The following is an 18,233-nucleotide window of genomic DNA, read 5'->3' on the forward strand; positions in this document are numbered from 1 at the left end:
TTCAGGCGGCGTGCGCCTTGCCGCGGAAATAATGGAAATCGCCGCGCGTGATCAGCGCATCGCCGGGCGCGATCTCATGCGGCGCGAGATCGGCTTCTGACCGCAGACGGTCGTAGATGGGGCCGAAATCGCGATAGCAGGCCTCGAGCAGGCGCTCGAATCCATCGACGACGAAATAGCACTGCTGGAAATCGTCGATGATGTAATTGGTGCGCATCACCCGCTCGAGATCGAAGCCGATGCGATTGGGCGACGTGTCCTCGAGCGAGAAGACCGTCTCCGCCGGCGAGGAGAGGATGCCTGCGCCGAAGATGCGCAGCCCCGCAGGCGTCGCCAGCAGCCCGAACTCCACCGTATACCAATAGAGCCGCGCCAAATTGGCGAGCTGGCCGCGCGCCAGCGCCCGCCGTCCGCCCTCGCCATAGGCCTGTAGAAAGCGCGCATAGACGGGGTTCGCCAGCAGCGGCACATGGCCAAAGACGTCGTGGAAGACGTCCGGCTCCTCGAGATAATCGAGCTCCTCCTCCGGGCGAATGAAGGCGCCGGCGGGAAAGCGCCGATTGGCGAGATGCTCGAAGAAGACGTCGTCGGGAACGAGGCCGGCGACCGGAACGACGCGCCAGCCCGTCAGCGGCGAGAGCCGCGCGCTCAGCACGTCGAAATCGGGAACGCCGGCGGGCGAGAGCGCGAGCGCGTCCATTGCGGTGAGATATTCGTCGCAGGCGCGGCCGGGCAGAAGCTCGGCCTGGCGGGCGTAGAGCCGGCTCCAGCGATCATGCTCGGCCGCGCTATAGGAGGGCCAATTCTGCTCGATCGTCCAATCGGCGCGGCGGGGCGCGTCGGCGTAGCGGTTTTTGCCCTTCTCCATGCGGCCCTCCTTTAGCGAAAGCCGGGTTCTCGAAATAGATAGGCGCGCGCCGGCCGGCCGCAAAGCCGCTCAGCCGGGCGCGAAATGCGCGGTGAAATGGCGCAGGAAGGGCGCCTGCCTCACGATACGAAACGGCGGGATGGCGGCGCGCTCGCGGAATACGTTCTCGATCGCCTCGATCACATAATCGAAATGGCTCTGCGTGTAGACGCGGCGCGGAAAGGCGAGGCGCACCAATTCGCGCGGCGCCGGCGTCTCCGTTCCGTCTTCCGCGCGGCGGCCGAACATCACGCTGCCCAATTCGACGCCGCGCACGCCGCCCTCGAGGTAGAGCGCTGCGGTGAGGCCGACGCCCGGAAAATCCTTCGCCGAAAGATGCGGGCAAAAGCCCGCGGCGTCGATGAATACCGCATGGCCGCCGGCCGGCCGCACGATCGGAACGCCGCGCGCGATGAGGCGGGAAGCGAGATATTCCACCGTCGCATGGCGATAGCGTTGGTATTCCTCCTCCAGCGCTTCCTCGAGCCCAACGGCGATCGCCTCGAGATCGCGGCCCGCGAGTCCGCCATAGGTGGGAAATCCTTCCGTCAATATCAGCAGATTACGAAAATCCTCCGCCCAGCGATCGTCATTGCAGGCGAAGAATCCACCTATATTGGCGAGCCCGTCCTTCTTGGCGCTTATCGTCGCGCCATCGCAGAGAGAGAACATCTCCCGCGCTATGTCGATGAGCGCGCGATCCGCATAGCCGCGCTCCCAGAGCTTGATGAAATAGGCGTTCTCGGCGAAACGGCAGGCGTCGAGCACCAGAGGTATTCCGCGCCGCGTCAGCAGAGCCTTGGCCGCGCGAATATTGTCGAGAGAGATCGGCTGCCCGCCGCCTGTGTTGTTTGTCGCGGTGAGCATGCAGAAGGGAATTTTCTTTCCCTCGCGCTCCAGCGCACGCTCCAGCGCCGCGAGATCTATGTCGCCTTTGAAATGCGTCTCCGCATGAATATCGGCGGCCTTTGCGCTGGGCAGATCGAGCGCCGTCGCGCCGACATATTCGATATTGGCGCGCGTCGTATCGAAATGGCTGTTGTTGGGGACGATATCGCCGCGCTTCAGCCGCGTCGCAGCGAGAATGCGCTCCGCCGCGCGGCCTTGATGCGTAGGAAAAATATGCTTGAAACCCGTGATGTCGCGAATGGTCTTCTCGAAGCGGCGCCAGGACCTGCTTCCCGCATAGCTTTCGTCGCCCATCATGAGCGCGGCCCACTGCCGATCCGACATGGCGCCCGTGCCGCTGTCGGTCAGAAGATCGATGGTGATGTCTTCCGCATCGAGCAGAAAAACATTGTAATGCGCGGCCTTCAGCCGCTCCTCGCGCGTGTTCCGCCTTGTGATCGGCAGAGCTTCTGTCATCTTGATGCGGAAGGGCTCGATGATGGTGCGCATATGCCGCCTCCTTCGAGATGCGAAATAGGGCGCGGCGCCGACGCCGCTTTACGTAGCCTCGCCGGCTGTGGCAAAACCGTCGGCGCGATAAGAGGAGACCTCATGGCGGCCGACGTCACTTATCCTGCCGCTGCTGCGGCGGGCGTGCTCTCTTTCCTCAGCCCTTGCGTGCTGCCATTGGTGCCGCCCTATCTCACCTTCATCGCGGGCGCGACGCTCGAGGATCTCGCGGTCGAGGGAAAGAAGCGCGCCCGGCGTGACGTGTTCCTGGCCGCGATCTTGTTCGTCGCCGGCTTCTCCACCGTGTTCGTGGCGCTCGGCGCGACGGCGAGCGCGTTCGGACGAGCGCTGCACGCCTACCAATGGATATTGGAGAAAGCCTCAGGGTTCGCCATCATCCTGATGGGCCTGCACTTCCTCGGTGTCTTCCAGATCGGCCTGCTCTATCGTGAGAAACGCCTCGAGGTCGCAAAGCCGGTCGGCCTCCTCGGCGCCTATGTCATGGGCCTCGCCTTCGCCTTCGGTTGGACGCCCTGCATCGGTCCGATCCTCGCCGCCATTCTCGCCGTCGCCGGCTCGCAGGAGACGGTCGGCCGCGGCGCTGTCCTGCTCGGCGTCTATTCGGCGGGTCTCGGCCTGCCCTTCCTCGCCGCCGCGGCGGCGATGGGGCCGTTCATGGGCTTCATGCAGAAGTTCAAGAAGCATTTCGGCAAGGTGGAGAAGGTCGTCGGCGCGCTGCTGGTGCTCACGGGACTCGCCTTCCTCACCGGCGGAATGCAGAGCTTCTCCTTCTGGCTGCTCGAGACCTTTCCGGGTCTCGCGAATTTCGGATGATCGCCATGTCACAGCGCATCGATGAAAATCTCTTCACCGGGCCGATCGGCGCCGAATATCGCATGCTCGAGCTCATCTGCCCCAATGCGGCGCTGCTCGCCCGCCGCGTGGCGGAGCGCGTCGCGCATTGGCGCGAGGGTGTCGCGCTCGAGGTTCTGGAGATCGGCTGCGGCACGGGCGTGAGCACGCTGCCGCTGCTCGCCGGGCGCGACGATCTCCATGTCACCGCGATCGACAGCGCCGCCAAAATGCTGGATCAGGCGCGCTCTCACCTCGCGGGTTTCGTCGCCGCTGGCCGCGTGCAATTCGTGGAAGCCGACGCGCTCGCCTATCTTCGCGGCCTTCCCGCGGCCAGCGTCGATGTCGTCTCCTCCAATTACGCCGTGCATAATTTCCTCGACGATTATCGTCGGGAATTTCTCGCCGAGATTTTCCGCGTGCTGAAGCCAGGCGGCATCTTCGTCAATGGCGACCGCTATGCGATGGACGATCGCGCCGCGCATCTCTCCGCGACGCAGGCGGAGGTGCGCAGCTGGTTCGCAAAGCTCGGGACGATTGGCCGCTATGATCTGCTCGAGGATTGGGTCGCGCATCTCTTCAGCGACGAATCGCCCGAGCATGTGATGTATCTGGCGCCGGCGCTGGAGCGCATGACGGCGGCAGGCTTCGCCGATGTTCGTGTCGAATATCGCGAAGGCGTGGACACGCTGCTGACCGCGGTCAAGCCGTAACGGGTCCCAGAAAAGAAAAACGCCGGACGTACCTCCGGCCCGGCGTTAGAGCCCGCGGTGGCATGTAGCCATCGTTTGCTCTTCGTCACAACTAGCGCCGCGCCATGACCGGACAATGACAAGAGCGCGGCAATCCTATGATTGTCGGAGAGCGTGGGCTCTGCCTCGTCCCGCATGAGATTGGCTGAGTGAAGCGCAGCCGAGGCGGCTGCACACTAATGATGCGAAGACCGCGCTCTTACGGGTCTCGCCATGCCGATATCGGCTTTGATTTTAATGGTGGGCGCACAAGGGCTCGAACCTTGGACCCGCTGATTAAGAGTCAGCTGCTCTACCAACTGAGCTATGCGCCCGTCCGTCGCTTCGGCTTGCGCTGAATGAGCGGAACGAGGTGGCAAATACCCAATGACGCCGCTCATGTCCAGCGCTGAAAAGAAAAATCGTCACATTTTCTGTGTCGATCTCTCTTCGCCTCAGGGCCGCCATTCCGGCGCGGGTTCGGCCGCCGTCGCCTCCTCATGCGCCGCCGTCTCCTTGGCGACCGCCAGGGCGCGCAGAGCCGCCGTCACGCCTTCGCTGGTGGCAGAGGATAGCAGCAGCAGGGTAGGGCGCTCAGCGGCCCCCGCAGGGCCGGCGGAGGCCATTGCGCGTTTGAGCCGCTCTTTCTGCTTCTTCAAATGCTCGGGGTCGGCGGCGTCGATTTTCGACAGCGCGACGATCTCCCGTTTCTCGTCGAGCTCGGCGCCATAGGCCGCGAGCTCGCGGCGGACGATCTTGTAATCCTTGCCGGCGTGCTCGCCGGTGGCGTCCACGAGATGCAGCAGCGCGCGGCAGCGCTCCACATGGCCGAGGAAGCGGTCGCCGAGCCCATGGCCGTCATGCGCGCCCTCTATGAGGCCAGGAATGTCGGCGAGCACGAATTCGCGATCATCCACCCGCACCACGCCGAGGCCGGGATGCAAAGTGGTGAAGGGATAATCGGCGATCTTGGGCTTGGCGGCGCTGACCGTGGCCAGAAAGGTCGATTTGCCGGCGTTGGGCAGGCCGATCAGCCCGGCGTCGGCGATGAGCTTCAGCCGCAGGATGAGCGTGCGCTCTATCCCCTCCAGACCGGGATTGGCGCGGCGCGGGGCTCTGTTCGTCGAGGTGGTGAAGTGCAGATTGCCGAAGCCGCCATTGCCGCCGCGCGCGATGATCGCGGTCTGCCCGACCTCGGTCAGATCGGCGATCAGCGTCTCGCCGTCCTCCTCGAGAATCTGCGTGCCGGCGGGCACTTTCAGCACCGCGTCGGCGCCTTTCGCGCCATGGCGGTTCTTGCCCATGCCATGAACGCCGGTCTTGGCCTTGAAATGCTGCTGATAGCGATAGTCGATGAGCGTGTTGAGCCCATCGACGCAGATCGCCAACACATCGCCGCCGCGGCCGCCGTCGCCGCCGTCCGGCCCGCCGAACTCGATGAATTTCTCGCGACGGAAGGAGACGCAGCCGGCTCCGCCATCGCCCGAGCGCACGTAGATTTTCGCCTGATCCAGGAATTTCATGGCTGTTTCGAACTCATGTCGCTTGCAGCTTCGGGCGCCGAGCGCCGAAGCTCGTCGGAATGGCGCCGCGGCGCAGGTCGAAAAGCTCCACATCGACCTCGCCGCCGCGCGCCGGCGCCGGGAATTTGCCCTGTCCCGCGCGGGTGAAGCCCAGCTTCTCATGCACCCGCAGCGAGGCGGCGTTGCTCGGCAGCGCGCTGGAGACGATTCGCTCCAGCCCGGTCATGCCGAACACCATATCGATGAAGGCGCCCGCCGCTTCGCTCATCAAACCGCGTCCCCAATAGGGTTGTCCCAGCCAGAAGCCGATCATGCCCGCCCCGCGCGCATTCGCCCCATGCACGCCGATCACGCCGATCGCCTCGTCCGCCTGGCGCTTTTGCGTCAAGGCGAGGGTGAGGCCGGCGCCGCTGGCGTTCTCGGCGCGCGCGGCGAGAATGAAAGCCTCGGCGTGATATGCTTCATATGGGTGCGGAATGCGCGCCGTCTTCAAGGCGACCTCGGGATCGCCGGCCAGACGGCAGATCGAGCCCTCATCGGCGGCGCGCGGCCAGCGCAGCCACAGCCGCGAGGTCTCCAATCTGAAAATGTCGTCGCGGGCAATTTCCGGAAACATCCGAGGCTCCATAGCGGCCGAGTGCGAAAAAGGGCCGAAAAATGACGAAGGGGAAGCGGGCGTTCCGCTTCCCCTATCGACCCTTTGAGGCCTTTTTCCGGATTTTGCGCCTGGAGCGTCGCCTTTATCGCGACTGCTCGAGGACCAAATCCGCCGGGGATCGAAACGCCGGCGGAAGGTCCTCGCAGATCCTCCGCCTATTCGGCGGCTGCGGCCGCCGGCTCGACGACCGATACCGAGGCGCGGCCGCCGCTGGACTTGAACAGGACCACGCCATCGACGAGCGCGAACAGCGTGTGATCCTTGCCGATGCCGACATTACGGCCGGGATGCCATTTCGTGCCGCGCTGGCGAACGATGATGTTGCCGCCGATCACGGCCTCGCCACCGAACTTCTTCACGCCGAGACGGCGACCGTCGGAGTCGCGACCGTTGCGCGACGAGCCGCCCGCTTTCTTGTGAGCCATTGTTCTCGCTCCTCGATTTTCACGCCGAGCCGGCGCCCGCCGCTCGGGGGGACCGCGCAGGGCGGCCGCTGAATTGTCGCGCGCGCCGAACGCGCGGCGCGCTTGGTTCTTCTATACGCCGCTGGGCGGCGTTACGCCAAACTCTCAGGCGCCGGCTTCGATGCCGGTGATGCGCACGATCGTCAGGTCCTGACGATGGCCGCGCTTGCGCTTGGAGTTCTGGCGGCGGCGCTTCTTGAAGGCCAGCGTCTTGGGGCTGCGCGCCTGCTCGGCGATCTCGCCCGAAACGCTCGCGCCCGCGACCAGCGGCGCGCCGATCTTGGCGGAGCCCTCGGCGCCGACGAACAGAACCTCGTCGAAGGTGATCTTGTCGCCCGCCGCGCCCTCGAGGGCCATGACGGTTATCGTGTCTCCGGCGGTGACGCTATATTGCTTCCCGCCGGTCTTGATGACTGCGAACATCTCTTTTTCCTGTGTTCGTCCCGGCTCTGGCGACGATGCGCCGGCCGGCTTTTTTGCAGTTGACCGGTTTTTGCTCCGCTCCTCGCGCCGAAGCGTCGACGCAAAAAGAAAATCGCGGCGAAACCGCCGCGACGAAGCGGGAAAGGCCTAGACGGGCGCGGCGTCTTTGTCAATCGTCGGTCGCGGAGCCGATTCGGCCGCCGCCTCGATCTTCTGCCGCTCATAGGCCGAGATGATCGACTGCACCATGGGGCCGAAGCGCTCGGCCAGCTCTGCGCAGCGAGTCGAATTGATGAGCTCCACGCCGCGGCGCTCGCTGCGGATGAGCCCGGCCTCCCGCAAAATGCGGAAATGCTGCGAGAGCGTCGATTTGGCGAGCGGCGCCTGCTCGAGAACATTCAGGAATTGCGAGCAGTTCTGCGCGCATTCCGACGCCGCCAGCCGGGTGAATATCTGCACCCGCACCGGATCGGCCAGGGCGTAGAGAATCCCTTCGACTGTGATCTCTTCCGGCCGCGGATGGTGGAGCTTCCTCATGCGCCACACTAGCACGATTGACATTCATTCAGTAGTTCCGTATTACTGAACTAATGAATTTAGCGCGAAAGGAGCGCGGACATGGGTCGTCTTTCAGGAAAAATCGCGGTCGTCACCGGCGGCAATAGCGGCATAGGCCTCGCCACGGCGGAGCTTTTCGCCAAGGAGGGCGCGCAGGTCGTCGTCACCGGCCGGCGGAAGGCGGAACTTGACGCCGCGGTCGCGCGCATCGGCTCCGGCGTCGTCGGCGTGCAGGGGGATGTTTCGTCGCTCGAAGATCTCGATCGGCTCTACGCCGAGGTGAAGGAGCGCTTCGGCCGCATCGACATTCTCTTCGCCAATGCCGGAGTCGTCCGTCTCGCGCCGATCGAAGCGGTGAACGAGGCTTTCTTCGACCACATGTTCGACATCAACGTCAAAGGCCTGCTGTTCACCGTGCAGAAGGCGCTGCCGCTGTTTTCCGACGGCGGCGCGATCGTGCTCAACTCGTCGATCGCCAATACGGTGGGCACGCCCGGCTTCGGCGTCTATTCGGCGACGAAGGCGGCCGTGCGCTCCTTCGCCCGCACTTGGACGGCCGAACTGAAAGACCGCAAGATTCGCGTCAATGTCGTGAGCCCCGGCCCGATCGAGACGCCGATCTTCGACACGATGGGCCTCTCCGAGCAGCAGCACGACGAATTGGCGGGACAATTGGAGACCAGTGTTCCGCTCGGCCGCTTCGGCAGATCGGAGGAGGTGGCCGAGGCCGTGCTCTTCCTCGCCTCCAGCGCGAGCAGCTATGTCGCCGGCGTCGACCTCTATGTCGATGGCGGGATGGTGGCTGTCTGATCGACTCATTCTGCATGCGCCGCCGCCATGCGTCGGACCGACGCATGGCGGCGGCTCTTTCGTTCACGCGCCGAGATCACGCCTGATCTCGTCATTGGCCCGGGCGAGATGACGCTCGACTGTGCGGACAGACACGCCGACGCGGGCCGCGATCTCGGCGCTGGTCAGATGCTCGAGGCGTTTCAGCAGAAGTATTTCCCGATAGAGCGGCGGTAGCCGCTCCAGCGCGGCGCGCAGCTTTTGAAATTCCATGAGCGTGGCGATCGCGTCGCCGGAATTCGACCGCTCCGCCTGATCGGCGTCGCGCGCGGCCTCCTCTGCATAGCGCGAGCGGATGCGATCCCGGCGCATCGCGTCGACCGAGAGATTGGCGGCGATGCGGAAGAGATAGGCGCGCGGGCTGTCGAGCTTGGCGACATCGACGCGCTGCAGCGCGTGGAGATAGATGTCCTGCACCATATCTTCCGACTCTTGCATGCCGACGCGGCGACGCGCGAAGCGGCGGAGGGCCGGCGCATAATCCTGATAGAGCGCGCCGAGGGCTTTCTCCGAGGCGGTCATCGCACGCCCTCCCGCGTCCCGATGTGAGAAAATCTCGCGGCGGCGCCGCATGAGGATTTCGTTCTCGGCATTGGAAAATCCCTTCATCGAGGGCGGGGCTCCGTCGAGCCGCCATTGTTTTTCAAAAAAAAGCGACGTCGGGCGCTGCGCGCGACGAGCGTCGCGCACGACAAATCTCTGGCCGCGCGACAGGGCTCGCGGCGCGACATGTCCGGCCTCGGTGAGCGGCGACGCGCGAAGGGAATCGATAATGAGCGGTAGATGGAGATCAGATCGCGGCGGGCGGCCCGCGCGCGACGAAGAGAAGATGTGCAATCAGCGGGCGCGACCGCGCATCGCCCGGACGGCGCGTCGGCGTCGGCTTCGACCACGGGACGAGATGCGCCGAGGCGAACGCCGTTTCGAGCCAAGACGCGTCATGCAATGCGCAGCCGAACATGCAGCAGTCGAGCGTTCGGCAATGACGATCTATAGGCGCATCGCTCTTTTCCGTCGCGCTCGACGCGCAGGTCGAAGCCACAGCGTCATGCTGCGGCCGCGGCGCGGGGACGAGCGCGAACAGCGATTGAAAGACGAGAATGCAGAGCAGCATCGCGATATTTCGCGAAGCGCGGCGAGACAGGAACAATCGGCCGAAGATGCGCTGCATGTCGACGAAACTAGCATCGACGGCGCACAAATACAACTAATACGTGTGTTCAGAAATATTGCAATCTCATGCCGTAGGAGCCCGCCGCGTTTCGCGCCCTCAGGCGGCGCGCCAATGTCCTGCATCCGCGAGAAAGGCGCCGATCGACTCGGCGATATAGGCGATATGCGCCTCGCTCAATCCGGGATAGACGCCGACCCAGAAAGTGCGGCGCATGATGACATCGGTGGCGGAAAGCGCGCCGGCGACCCGATGCGGGCGGTCCTTCATATAAGGCTGGCGCAAAAGATTGCCGCCGAACAGCAGCCGCGATCCGATGCGGCGCTCGGCGAGATGCTGCAGCAGCGCCTCGCGTCCAAAAGGCGCATTCTCGCGCAGCGTCAGCGCGAAGCCGAACCAGGAGGGATCGCTGCGCGGCGTCGCCTCGGGCAGCAGGAAAACATCCTCATAGGGGCGCAGCGCCTCTTTCAGCAGCGCGAAATTGCGCTTGCGGGCCTCGATGAAGCCCGGCAGGCGCTCCATCTGCGCCAGCGCCACGGCGGCCTGCATATCGGTGATCTTCAGATTATAGCCGAGATGCTGATAGACATATTTGTGATCATAGCCGAAGGGCAGATCTCCTGATTGCCACTCATAGCGCTTCTTGCAAGTGTCGTCCTTGCCCGGCGCGCACCAGCAGTCGCGGCCCCAGTCGCGGAAGGATTCGACGCTGCGGCGCAGCACGGAGCGCGAGGTGAACACCGCGCCGCCTTCGCCCATTGTGATGTGATGCGCGGGATAGAAGCTCAGCGTGCCTATGTCGCCGAATGTGCCGACCTGGCGTCCATCATAGAGCGAGCCGAGCGCGTCGCAGCAATCCTCGACCAGCCACAGGCCGTACTTCTCGGCGATGCGCGTCACCTCTGCGAGATCGAACGGATTGCCGAGCGTATGGGCGATCATTATGGCGCGCGTGCGCGGCGAGATCGCCGCCTCTATGAGATCGGCGCGGATATTATAGGTCGGTATGTCGACATCGACGAAGACGGGCGTCATCCCATTCTGCAAAATGGGATTGAGCGTCGTCGGAAAGCCGGCGGCGACGGTGATGACCTCGTCGCCGGGCTGAAGCGCGCGCTCCTTCAGCAGCGGCGAGGTCAGCGCGGTGAGCGCCAGAAGATTGGCCGAGGACCCGGAATTGGCGGTCAACGCATGCCGGACGCCGATGAACTTTTCCAGCGCCTTCTCGAAAGCCGCATTGAATCGTCCGGTGGTGAGCCAAAAATCCAGCGCCGAATCGACGAGCGTCTGCATCTCGCGCGCACCATAGACCTTGCCGGAGACCGGGACGGCCGAGGCCCCGGGGCGAAACTCCGGCGTCGCATGGGCGATCTCGGCGTAGCGGCCGACAAGCGCCAAAATCTGCTCGCGCAGCGCGTCTTTCTCATCCGCCGTCTCGGCGGGGGCGTGCGAGGCGGCGGCTGCGGGCGGCGTCATATCATTGCTCCGGGCGTGCTCGCGCCGCGCTCAGCGGCGTCCATGCGTCTCTCATAGGCGTCGATCTGGGCGAGCGATGTGGTCGCCACATCCTCGCCGCGGCGGCGGCGCGATTCCCAATCGACGATCGCCTCCAGCGCCTCGAAGATCGACCATTGCGGGCGCCAGCCGAGCCGGCTGCGCGCCTTGGCGGAATCGAGTTTCAGCAAATGCGCCTCATGCGGCTCGTCGCCGCCGCTCTTCGTCCAGCCGGCGCCCTCGCCATAGGCGCGGCAGAGCGCGTCGGCCATCTCTCCCACCGTGCGCTCGCCGGAGGGATCGGGGCCGAAATTCCAGGCTTCCGCGAAGGGCGCGCCATCGCTCCACAGGCGCTCGGCCAGCGTCAGATAGCCGGCGAGCGGCTCCAGCACATGCTGCCAGGGACGCACCGCGCGCGGAAAACGTATTTGCGCCGTCTCGCCGCGCTCCAACGCGCGCAAAATATCGGGCACGAGCCGATCCGCCGCCCAATCGCCGCCGCCGATGACATTTCCGGCGCGGGCCGTGGCCAATGCTGCGCCTCGTGTGGGGTGATCGGCTGTTGCAAAATAGGAATTGCGGAAGGAGGCGGCGACGAGCTCCGCGCAGCCTTTGCTGGCGCTATAGGGATCGAAGCCGCCCATCGCCTCATTCTCGCGATAGGCCCAGGGCCATTCGCGATTCTCATAGCATTTGTCGCTGGTGACGATGACGATGGCGCGGGCCGAGGGCGCGCCGCGCAGCGCCTCCAGCAGATGCGCAGTGCCGAGGGCGTTGACCTCGAAGGTCTCGATCGGATTGGCGTAGGAGTAGCGCACGAGCGGCTGCGCCGCGAGATGGAAGACGATCTGCGGCTCGAGCTCCCGCACCGCGCGCGCCAGCCGCGCGGCGTCGCGAATGTCGCCGATGACGCTCGTCATCTTCTGGTCGAGGCGCGCGAGCGCGAAAAGGCTGGGCTCGGTCGGCGGCGCCAGGGCGTAGCCCGCCACATTCGCGCCGAGTCGCATCAGCCATAAGGAGAGCCAGCCGCCCTTGAAGCCGGTGTGCCCGGTGACGAGGACGCGCTTGCCGGCCCAGAAGGAGGCGTTCACGCCCAGACCTTCCAGGGCGCCTCGCCGCCGCTCCACAATTGCTCGAGGAAACGCTTGTCGCGCAGCGTGTCCATGCATTGCCAGAAGCCGTCGTGGCGATAGGCGCGCAATTGCCCGTCGGCCGCGATGCGGGTCAGCGGCTGCTGCTCGAGCGCGGTCAAATCACCGTCGATATAATCGAGCGCCTTCTTCCACATCACGAAGAAGCCGCCATTGATCCAGCCGCCGTCGCCGCGCGGCTTCTCGTCGAAGGAGAGAATGTGGTCGCCGTCCATGGTGACGGCGCCGAAGCGGCCGGGCGGACGCACCACCGTCATGGTCGCGAGCCGGCCATGGGCGCGGTGATAGTCGATCTCGCCGGCGATATCGATATCGGCGACGCCATCGCCATAGGTGAGGCAGAAGGGCTCGTTATCGGGGAGATAATCTGCGATGCGCTTCAGGCGTCCGCCGGTCATCGTCTCTATGCCGGTGTCGACCAGCGTGATCCGCCAGGGCTCGGCCATTTTATTGTGGACGATGGTCTTGTTCTCGGCGAGGTCGAAGGTGACGTCGCTCATATGAAGGAAGTAGTTCGTAAAATAGTCCTTGATGAAATAGCCTCTATAGCCGAGGCAGACGATGAACTCGTTGACCCCGTGCTGCGAGTAGATCTTCATTATGTGCCACAGGATCGGCTTGCCGCCGATCTCGATCATGGGCTTGGGGCGATTGTCGGTCTCCTCGCTGAGGCGCGTGCCGAGACCGCCTGCGAATATTACGGCCTTCACGCGCGGTCTCCTCGAGAATGCGAGGGCGCTCCTCGGCGAATCGGGACGCGCCTTTCACGCAGTCTAGCCGCGCGCCTTGCGCGAGCCTGTCGCTCTTGCCGCCTTCGGCGCGGCGGCCTCGCATCCTCTCGTGCGGGGCCGCACATTATTTTTCGTCGTGGCGGACGAGGATCGTTCTTCTTCGATCGAGGGCGGGGGCCGCGAATGCGTTGGTGTGTTTGCAAATCGCATGGCATTATCGACTATCGTTCCGCCGATGCGCCGCCCGCGCGCAAGCCGGACGAGGTTCGGATTTCCGAATCCGTCGGTCTCGGCGGCGTCAATTCCTATTCTGACGTGCTGAAGATTCAGCAGCTTCTCGACAAGATTCCGAAGATCAACGGCGGTCCCGCGCCGCCATTGGCGACAGACGGAATATGCGGACCGCTGACGCGAGGCGCTATTCTCGACTTCCAAAAGAAGCAGTTTCCGGCAAATCCGCAATTCCATGACGGCTGGCGCCCGGATGGGCGCGTCGATCCTGGAAAATGGACGATCGACAAGATGAATGTCATCGCCAATTGGGGGAGCCGAACCGATTTGCTGGAGATCGCGCGGAAACAGGCTCCGGTCGCGCGAGCGCGGGTGATGAACGCCCTCCACCGCCTTTCGGTCGTGCGGTCCTCCTACGCATTGCCGAGCCCGCTATTCTCCAACGCGCAGCTGAAACGCCAGGCGGATTGGCATTTCAAATTCCACAAGGCGACGTATCCGTTGGACAATATCGATGCGGTGTCGACGATCTACCAGCGTATGAACGCCGCTTTGACCAAATTCATCGCCGGCAGCTTCCCGCTTTTCCAATTGTCGGATCACTATCGCGAGGACGCTCTCGCCTATGCGCATGTGGGCGGATATTCTTTCAGCATCGCAGAAATCGAATCCGGCGAGCAGGGCGCTTACATTTATGTCGCCAATGAACGGTTCGGCAGCCTCCCGGTGATCATCCACGAGCTGGGTCATTATTGTGGCGGCCGTTTCCGATCCGGGCGCGAGATCGATCACGTCAGCACGCCGCATCCCAAGCCGAATGGCGCGGCGCGCGAAGCCGGACGGCACGACTACCGGCGCATGACGCCGCAGGAAGCATTGAAAAATGTCTATAGCTATCAGGTCTACGCCCTGCCGGAGATGGGCTATGGCCCGCCCGAGTCGGGACAGATCTGAGCGCGGCGGCCGGAACCGGCCGATGAGGCGGCGTCAGGGTTAATCGCCCCTTAACCCCGCCTGCCTACCCTCGGCCGTCACGTCAGCCGAGCGCGCCCGTTTTCGGCGCGCTTCGCTGTATTTTTCGATTCGTCGCACGAGTGGGCTCGTTCGTCATGATGCGCAGCAACGCATTCCGTCACGTTTCCGAGCCGGTGCGCGAATTCACGGCGCGCCGAGCCGCGGAGCTCGCCGGCGCGGCGCTGATAGCGGCCTCGGTCGCGGCGGCTCTGGCGCTGGTCTCCTGGTCGGCGCGCGATCCCTCCTTCAATCATGCGACCACCGGGCGGGTGCGCAATCTGCTCGGCTCCGGCGGCGCGGTCGCCGCCGATATATTGATGCAGCTGTTCGGCCTCGCGGCGATCGCGGCGATATTGCCGATCGCCGCGCAGGGCCTGCGGCTCGTCACGCAGCGCGCGCTGCATCGGCCGCTGCTGCGCTTCGGCTTGTGGATCATCGGCGCGCTCGCGGCGGCGGCGGTCGTCTCGCTTCTGCCCGTCACCGACCGCTGGCCGCTGCCCACCGGGCTCGGCGGCGTGCTCGGCGACGCCGTACTGGCGCTGCCGCGCCGCTTCTTCGGCGAATCGGCGGCGGCCATGGCGCTGGTGGCGCTGGTCGGCGCCGCAACCGCCATTCTCGCCCTCACCGGCGCCGCCGGCTTCGGCTTCGAGGCCGCCGCATCCGCCCATGCCGAGGACGAGCCCGCCGACCACCGAATCGACGAGGAGGAGGATGACGAGCCCGGCGTCGCCATCGTCTCGCTGGGCGCGCTCATTCACGCCGGCCTCACGATAAAAACGCTCGTGACGCGTCGTTTCGCCGCGCTGCTGGCGCGCCGTCGTAAGCCGGTCGAGATCGAGGAGCCGTCCGGCCCGCCTTTGCTCTCCGCCCGCCGCGAGCCGGTTTTCGACGCTTTCTCCTTTGTCCCGCCGCCGGCGCCCGCGCGCGCCGCCTCGGCCGCCGCTGCGCCGCGCGAGGAGGATTACGACGAGCCGCCGCCGGCCTCCGCCCGCGTGATGGAGCCCGTCGGTCCGCTGAAGCAGGGCAAGCGCGTGATGCGCGAGCGCCAGCCCACTTTGTTCGAGAGCCGCAATGAGCAGCATCGCTACGAGCTGCCGCCGCTGCTGCTGCTGAGCGAACCCAAGAAGCAGGCGGCGGCCGCCAAAATCTCGCAGGATGCGCTCGAGCAGAACGCCCGCCTGCTGGAGGGCGTGCTCGAGGATTTCGGCGTCAAGGGCGAGATCATCAACGTGCGGCCAGGCCCCGTGGTCACGCTCTATGAGCTCGAGCCCGCGCCGGGGATCAAATCGTCGCGCGTGATCGGCCTCGCCGACGATATCGCCCGCTCCATGTCGGCGGTCTCGGCGCGCGTCGCCGTGGTCTCCGGCCGCAACGCCATCGGCATAGAGCTGCCCAACCATCGCCGCGAGACCGTCTTCCTTCGCGAATTGCTCGCCTGCGAGGATTTCGAGAAGACCAAGCATCGTCTCGCCATAGCGCTCGGCAAGACGATCGGCGGCGAGCCGGTCATCGTCGATCTCGCGCGCATGCCGCATCTTCTCGTCGCCGGCACGACCGGCTCCGGCAAATCGGTCGCCATCAACACGATGATCCTGTCGCTGCTCTACCGGATGAAGCCGGAAGAGTGCCGCCTCATCATGGTCGATCCGAAAATGCTGGAGCTTTCTGTCTACGACAACATTCCCCATCTGCTGACGCCCGTCGTCACCGATCCCAAAAAGGCGGTGGTGGCCCTCAAATGGGCGGTGCGCGAGATGGAGGACCGCTACAAGAAAATGTCCAAGCTCGGCGTGCGCAATATCGAGGGTTTCAATCAGCGCGTCGTCGAGGCGCAGGCCAAGGGCGAGATCATCACCCGCACAGTGCAGACCGGCTTCGACCGCGAGACCGGCGAGGCGATCTTTGAGCGCGAGGAGATGGAGCTGCATCCTCTGCCCTTCATCGTCGTCATCGTCGACGAGATGGCGGATCTGATGCTCGTCGCCGGCAAGGACATTGAGGGCGCGATTCAACGCCTCGCGCAAATGGCGCGCGCGGCCGGCATTCACCTCATCATGGCGACGCAGCGTCCCTCGGTGGATGTCATCACCGGCACGATCAAGGCCAATTTCCCGACGCGCATCTCCTTCCAGGTGACGTCGAAGATCGACAGCCGCACCATTTTGGGCGAGCAGGGCGCCGAGCAGCTCTTGGGTCAGGGCGACATGCTCTATATGGCCGGCGGCGGCCGCATCTCGCGCGTGCACGGGCCTTTCGTTTCGGACAATGAGGTCGAGAAGATCGTCGCGCATTTGAAGACGCAAGGGCAGCCGCAATATCTCGACGCTATCACCACGGAGGACGAGCCCTCCGAGGAGGCGGTGGAGAGCGCCGCGCCCGGCTCCATGGATGCGGAGGAGGGCGCCGATCTCTACGACCGCGCCGTGGCGATCGTGCTGCGCGACCGCAAATGCTCGACGAGCTACATTCAGCGGCGCCTGTCGATCGGCTACAATAAGGCCGCCTCGCTGGTGGAGCAGATGGAGCGCGAAGGCGTGGTGGGCCAGGCCAATCACGCCGGCAAGCGCGAGATTCTGGTGGGCGGCGGGATAGATCGCGGGGCGTTCGACATAGACGCGGCGTGAGGGATTTCAGCGAATGTGGGGGTGAAGCTTTCCTCATCCTGAGGAGCTCGCGAAGCGGGCGTCTCGAAGGACGAGGAAAGCTTCACTTGCGCCTTTTGGAGCTCCCCCTCGCGCTTCGCGCCGCTCATCTCACGAGCATTCGGCCCATCTCGATCGCTTCCTTTGCGAGGTTCGTCGCGACGATCCGCACGCTCAGCACGGCGCCTTGCGCAGGCACGATCCGAACCCAGCTCTGCGCGCCGACTTTCAACGTCTCGACGGCCGCTCCGGCGGCGACCTCTATGTCGATATAGGTTCCGACGCCTGTCGCTCCCGCGTGCCAGGCGTAGACGCCCTCGCCATAATGGGCCGCCGCGCCCGTCGAGAGCCGCAGCGAGCCTTCCATCTCGATCCGCGCATAGCTGACGCCCGGCAGTTCCGATGTGAGCGTATGTCGAAATCGACGCGGCGCGGTCAGCAATTCGGCCGTTCGAATTGGGTTCTTGTCCTGCAGATCGGCAGCCGTCTTGGCGAGGCGGACCATCGCAGGGTGTAGAGCGTTGCGCTCCAAGGCCTTGCGGGCGGCCCTTTGCGCGAGCAGCTTCAAGACGACTCTGCCGCCCTTCGCAGCGAGCTTGACGAGACCATAGCCCGCTATCACATAGCTCAGCGGGTCTTCCGAAACGAGTCCGGGCTCGCTCCCGCCGGAACCAAGGATCGCCAGGATTCGGCCCTCGGGGTCGATCAGCAGCTCGAAGTAATTCGGCCCGATATTGTTGAAGTGAGCGAAGGAGCCCCAATCGCCCGCATTCGGATAATCCTCTTCCACATAGGCGATATCTTGATCCAATATCGCCCGAAGTTCCTTTATGCGCGTCTCGCCGTCGTTCTTGGTGGCGAATTTGCGTTGAACGATGATGTTCTCGACCAACACTCTTCCGATATGTCCGATCACCGGATAGGCGGCGAATTTGCCGACGACCGGATAATCATAAGCGTAGAAGGGCTTTTGATCGACGACCGGCGCGAGCGACATTTTCGTGCTGCGGTTGGCGAAGAGGAGGCTGTAGCGCTTCTCCCACCTCGTCGCGAAATCCTCGAATTTCGTGCTCGGCGAACGATAGAGATCCAACGGCCGCATTTGCGCGGGAAGCAGCTGAAAGCCCTGGATGGAATCCTGAAAAGGCACGCGAACCCGGCCGCCATGGGCGTTGTCGCCTACGGTCACCCATTCCTGCCGGGCCCATAAGGTCGCGTCGAGCAGGCTGCGGCTGGCAATGGCTTCGTAATCCATGAAATTCTCCGGCGGCAATTGGAGCGTTCTCGCTCCGGCGCCGTGATCTTGCGCGGATGCGCGCCGGCGACTGTGCGTCAGAGCACGCTCGCGCGAGAGCCGCCGCTCGCCGAGAGGGCGCCGACGTCAGGGCGACGCAATCGTGCTCCGCGTATATGATCCAACATTAGCCATATCGCCG

General features: G+C 64.6%; 18 protein-coding genes and 1 tRNA gene. 5 read left to right on the forward strand and 14 right to left on the reverse strand.

Annotation, left to right across the window (positions count from 1 at the left end):
* Position 1: 1 nt before the first annotated feature.
* On the reverse strand, positions 2 to 868 hold the full coding sequence (gene phhA / locus A1351_RS21350) for a phenylalanine 4-monooxygenase (protein ID WP_064033864.1): 867 nt from the start codon (positions 866 to 868) through the stop codon (positions 2 to 4).
* A 69-nt stretch (positions 869 to 937) separates the two neighbouring features.
* Positions 938 to 2,305 (reverse strand): tryptophanase, encoded by a 1,368-nt coding sequence (locus A1351_RS21355; RefSeq protein ID WP_064033865.1) that lies wholly within the window; start codon positions 2,303 to 2,305, stop codon positions 938 to 940.
* A 102-nt stretch (positions 2,306 to 2,407) separates the two neighbouring features.
* Here A1351_RS21355 and A1351_RS21360 point away from each other — a divergent pair, with 102 nt between their 5' ends.
* Together A1351_RS21360 and A1351_RS21365 are read left to right on the forward strand one after the other, a co-directional pair.
* Entirely contained in the window at positions 2,408 to 3,139 is a 732-nt protein-coding gene (locus A1351_RS21360; protein WP_024878993.1) for a cytochrome c biogenesis CcdA family protein, read from the forward strand.
* Positions 3,140 to 3,144: 5 nt separating this feature from the next.
* The gene (locus tag A1351_RS21365; RefSeq protein WP_083967448.1) at positions 3,145 to 3,870 is read left to right on the forward strand and encodes a class I SAM-dependent methyltransferase; all 726 of its coding nucleotides are present in this window, start codon (positions 3,145 to 3,147) and stop codon (positions 3,868 to 3,870) included.
* A 277-nt stretch (positions 3,871 to 4,147) separates the two neighbouring features.
* Here A1351_RS21365 and A1351_RS21370 read toward each other — a convergent pair.
* From A1351_RS21370 to A1351_RS21395, 6 genes are all read right to left on the reverse strand, one after another.
* Positions 4,148 to 4,223, reverse strand: a tRNA-Lys gene (locus A1351_RS21370).
* Between the two features lie 120 nt (positions 4,224 to 4,343).
* A complete protein-coding gene (gene obgE, locus A1351_RS21375) occupies positions 4,344 to 5,411 on the reverse strand; it encodes a GTPase ObgE (RefSeq protein WP_064033867.1) in 1,068 nt (355 codons plus the stop codon).
* Between the two features lie 13 nt (positions 5,412 to 5,424).
* Positions 5,425 to 6,027 (reverse strand): GNAT family N-acetyltransferase, encoded by a 603-nt coding sequence (locus A1351_RS21380; protein ID WP_064033868.1) that lies wholly within the window; start codon positions 6,025 to 6,027, stop codon positions 5,425 to 5,427.
* A gap of 197 nt (positions 6,028 to 6,224) precedes the next feature.
* Positions 6,225 to 6,494, reverse strand: a complete 270-nt coding sequence (rpmA, locus tag A1351_RS21385) for a 50S ribosomal protein L27 (RefSeq protein WP_024878997.1) — start codon at positions 6,492 to 6,494, stop codon at positions 6,225 to 6,227.
* A 144-nt stretch (positions 6,495 to 6,638) separates the two neighbouring features.
* Positions 6,639 to 6,956 carry a 50S ribosomal protein L21 gene (gene rplU, locus A1351_RS21390; RefSeq protein WP_064033869.1) on the reverse strand — a complete coding sequence of 106 codons (318 nt, stop codon included), beginning with the start codon at positions 6,954 to 6,956 and terminating at the stop codon, positions 6,639 to 6,641.
* Positions 6,957 to 7,103: 147 nt separating this feature from the next.
* On the reverse strand, positions 7,104 to 7,517 hold the full coding sequence (locus A1351_RS21395; protein WP_371441515.1) for an ArsR/SmtB family transcription factor: 414 nt from the start codon (positions 7,515 to 7,517) through the stop codon (positions 7,104 to 7,106).
* Positions 7,518 to 7,574: 57 nt separating this feature from the next.
* On the opposite strand from A1351_RS21395, the gene A1351_RS21400 reads away from it, so the two are divergent.
* Positions 7,575 to 8,324, forward strand: a complete 750-nt coding sequence (locus tag A1351_RS21400) for a glucose 1-dehydrogenase (RefSeq protein ID WP_064033871.1) — start codon at positions 7,575 to 7,577, stop codon at positions 8,322 to 8,324.
* 63 nt (positions 8,325 to 8,387) lie between these two features.
* On the opposite strand, the gene A1351_RS21405 is transcribed toward A1351_RS21400, so the two are convergent.
* The 5 genes from A1351_RS21405 to rfbF form a co-directional block, all read right to left on the reverse strand.
* Complete coding sequence (locus A1351_RS21405; RefSeq protein ID WP_198162462.1) at positions 8,388 to 8,885, reverse strand: sigma-70 family RNA polymerase sigma factor; 498 nt, start codon at positions 8,883 to 8,885, stop codon at positions 8,388 to 8,390.
* A 268-nt stretch (positions 8,886 to 9,153) separates the two neighbouring features.
* A complete protein-coding gene (locus A1351_RS21410; protein WP_157096431.1) occupies positions 9,154 to 9,477 on the reverse strand; it encodes a hypothetical protein in 324 nt (107 codons plus the stop codon).
* Between the two features lie 156 nt (positions 9,478 to 9,633).
* On the reverse strand, positions 9,634 to 11,010 hold the full coding sequence (gene rfbH, locus A1351_RS21415) for a lipopolysaccharide biosynthesis protein RfbH (protein ID WP_024879003.1): 1,377 nt from the start codon (positions 11,008 to 11,010) through the stop codon (positions 9,634 to 9,636).
* Entirely contained in the window at positions 11,007 to 12,119 is a 1,113-nt protein-coding gene (rfbG, locus tag A1351_RS21420) for a CDP-glucose 4,6-dehydratase (protein ID WP_064033882.1), read from the reverse strand. The genes rfbH and rfbG overlap by 4 nt, the downstream gene beginning before the upstream one ends.
* A complete protein-coding gene (gene rfbF, locus A1351_RS21425) occupies positions 12,116 to 12,889 on the reverse strand; it encodes a glucose-1-phosphate cytidylyltransferase (protein ID WP_064033873.1) in 774 nt (257 codons plus the stop codon). Before rfbF ends, rfbG begins: the two co-directional genes overlap by 4 nt.
* Positions 12,890 to 13,093: 204 nt before the next feature.
* Here rfbF and A1351_RS21430 point away from each other — a divergent pair, with 204 nt between their 5' ends.
* Both A1351_RS21430 and A1351_RS21435 read left to right on the forward strand, forming a co-directional pair.
* Positions 13,094 to 14,095 carry a peptidoglycan-binding protein gene (locus tag A1351_RS21430; RefSeq protein ID WP_064033874.1) on the forward strand — a complete coding sequence of 334 codons (1,002 nt, stop codon included), beginning with the start codon at positions 13,094 to 13,096 and terminating at the stop codon, positions 14,093 to 14,095.
* Between the two features lie 155 nt (positions 14,096 to 14,250).
* Positions 14,251 to 16,779 carry a DNA translocase FtsK 4TM domain-containing protein gene (locus tag A1351_RS21435; RefSeq protein WP_083967446.1) on the forward strand — a complete coding sequence of 843 codons (2,529 nt, stop codon included), beginning with the start codon at positions 14,251 to 14,253 and terminating at the stop codon, positions 16,777 to 16,779.
* A 124-nt stretch (positions 16,780 to 16,903) separates the two neighbouring features.
* On the opposite strand, the gene A1351_RS21440 is transcribed toward A1351_RS21435, so the two are convergent.
* A complete protein-coding gene (locus tag A1351_RS21440) occupies positions 16,904 to 18,052 on the reverse strand; it encodes a hypothetical protein (RefSeq protein ID WP_157096433.1) in 1,149 nt (382 codons plus the stop codon).
* Between the last annotated feature and the right edge of the window lie 181 nt (positions 18,053 to 18,233).

It is taken from the genome of Methylosinus sp. R-45379 (assembly GCF_001644125.1).
In the GTDB taxonomy this organism is placed as follows: Bacteria; Pseudomonadota; Alphaproteobacteria; order Rhizobiales; family Beijerinckiaceae; genus Methylosinus.

What these genes read in the sequence shown, in the direction of transcription:
- phhA (WP_064033864.1), bottom strand. Translation starts at nt 868, where the DNA reads ATGGAGAAGGGCAAAAACCGCTACGCCGACGCGCCCCGCCGCGCCGAT.
- A1351_RS21355 (WP_064033865.1), bottom strand. Translation starts at nt 2,305, where the DNA reads ATGCGCACCATCATCGAGCCCTTCCGCATCAAGATGACAGAAGCTCTG.
- A1351_RS21360 (WP_024878993.1), top strand. Translation starts at nt 2,408, where the DNA reads ATGGCGGCCGACGTCACTTATCCTGCCGCTGCTGCGGCGGGCGTGCTC.
- A1351_RS21365 (WP_083967448.1), top strand. Translation starts at nt 3,145, where the DNA reads ATGTCACAGCGCATCGATGAAAATCTCTTCACCGGGCCGATCGGCGCC.
- obgE (WP_064033867.1), bottom strand. Translation starts at nt 5,411, where the DNA reads ATGAAATTCCTGGATCAGGCGAAAATCTACGTGCGCTCGGGCGATGGC.
- A1351_RS21380 (WP_064033868.1), bottom strand. Translation starts at nt 6,027, where the DNA reads ATGTTTCCGGAAATTGCCCGCGACGACATTTTCAGATTGGAGACCTCG.
- rpmA (WP_024878997.1), bottom strand. Translation starts at nt 6,494, where the DNA reads ATGGCTCACAAGAAAGCGGGCGGCTCGTCGCGCAACGGTCGCGACTCC.
- rplU (WP_064033869.1), bottom strand. Translation starts at nt 6,956, where the DNA reads ATGTTCGCAGTCATCAAGACCGGCGGGAAGCAATATAGCGTCACCGCC.
- A1351_RS21395 (WP_371441515.1), bottom strand. Translation starts at nt 7,517, where the DNA reads ATGTCAATCGTGCTAGTGTGGCGCATGAGGAAGCTCCACCATCCGCGG.
- A1351_RS21400 (WP_064033871.1), top strand. Translation starts at nt 7,575, where the DNA reads ATGGGTCGTCTTTCAGGAAAAATCGCGGTCGTCACCGGCGGCAATAGC.
- A1351_RS21405 (WP_198162462.1), bottom strand. Translation starts at nt 8,885, where the DNA reads ATGACCGCCTCGGAGAAAGCCCTCGGCGCGCTCTATCAGGATTATGCG.
- A1351_RS21410 (WP_157096431.1), bottom strand. Translation starts at nt 9,477, where the DNA reads ATGCTGCTCTGCATTCTCGTCTTTCAATCGCTGTTCGCGCTCGTCCCC.
- rfbH (WP_024879003.1), bottom strand. Translation starts at nt 11,010, where the DNA reads ATGACGCCGCCCGCAGCCGCCGCCTCGCACGCCCCCGCCGAGACGGCG.
- A1351_RS21430 (WP_064033874.1), top strand. Translation starts at nt 13,094, where the DNA reads ATGCGTTGGTGTGTTTGCAAATCGCATGGCATTATCGACTATCGTTCC.
- A1351_RS21435 (WP_083967446.1), top strand. Translation starts at nt 14,251, where the DNA reads ATGATGCGCAGCAACGCATTCCGTCACGTTTCCGAGCCGGTGCGCGAA.
- A1351_RS21440 (WP_157096433.1), bottom strand. Translation starts at nt 18,052, where the DNA reads ATGGATTACGAAGCCATTGCCAGCCGCAGCCTGCTCGACGCGACCTTA.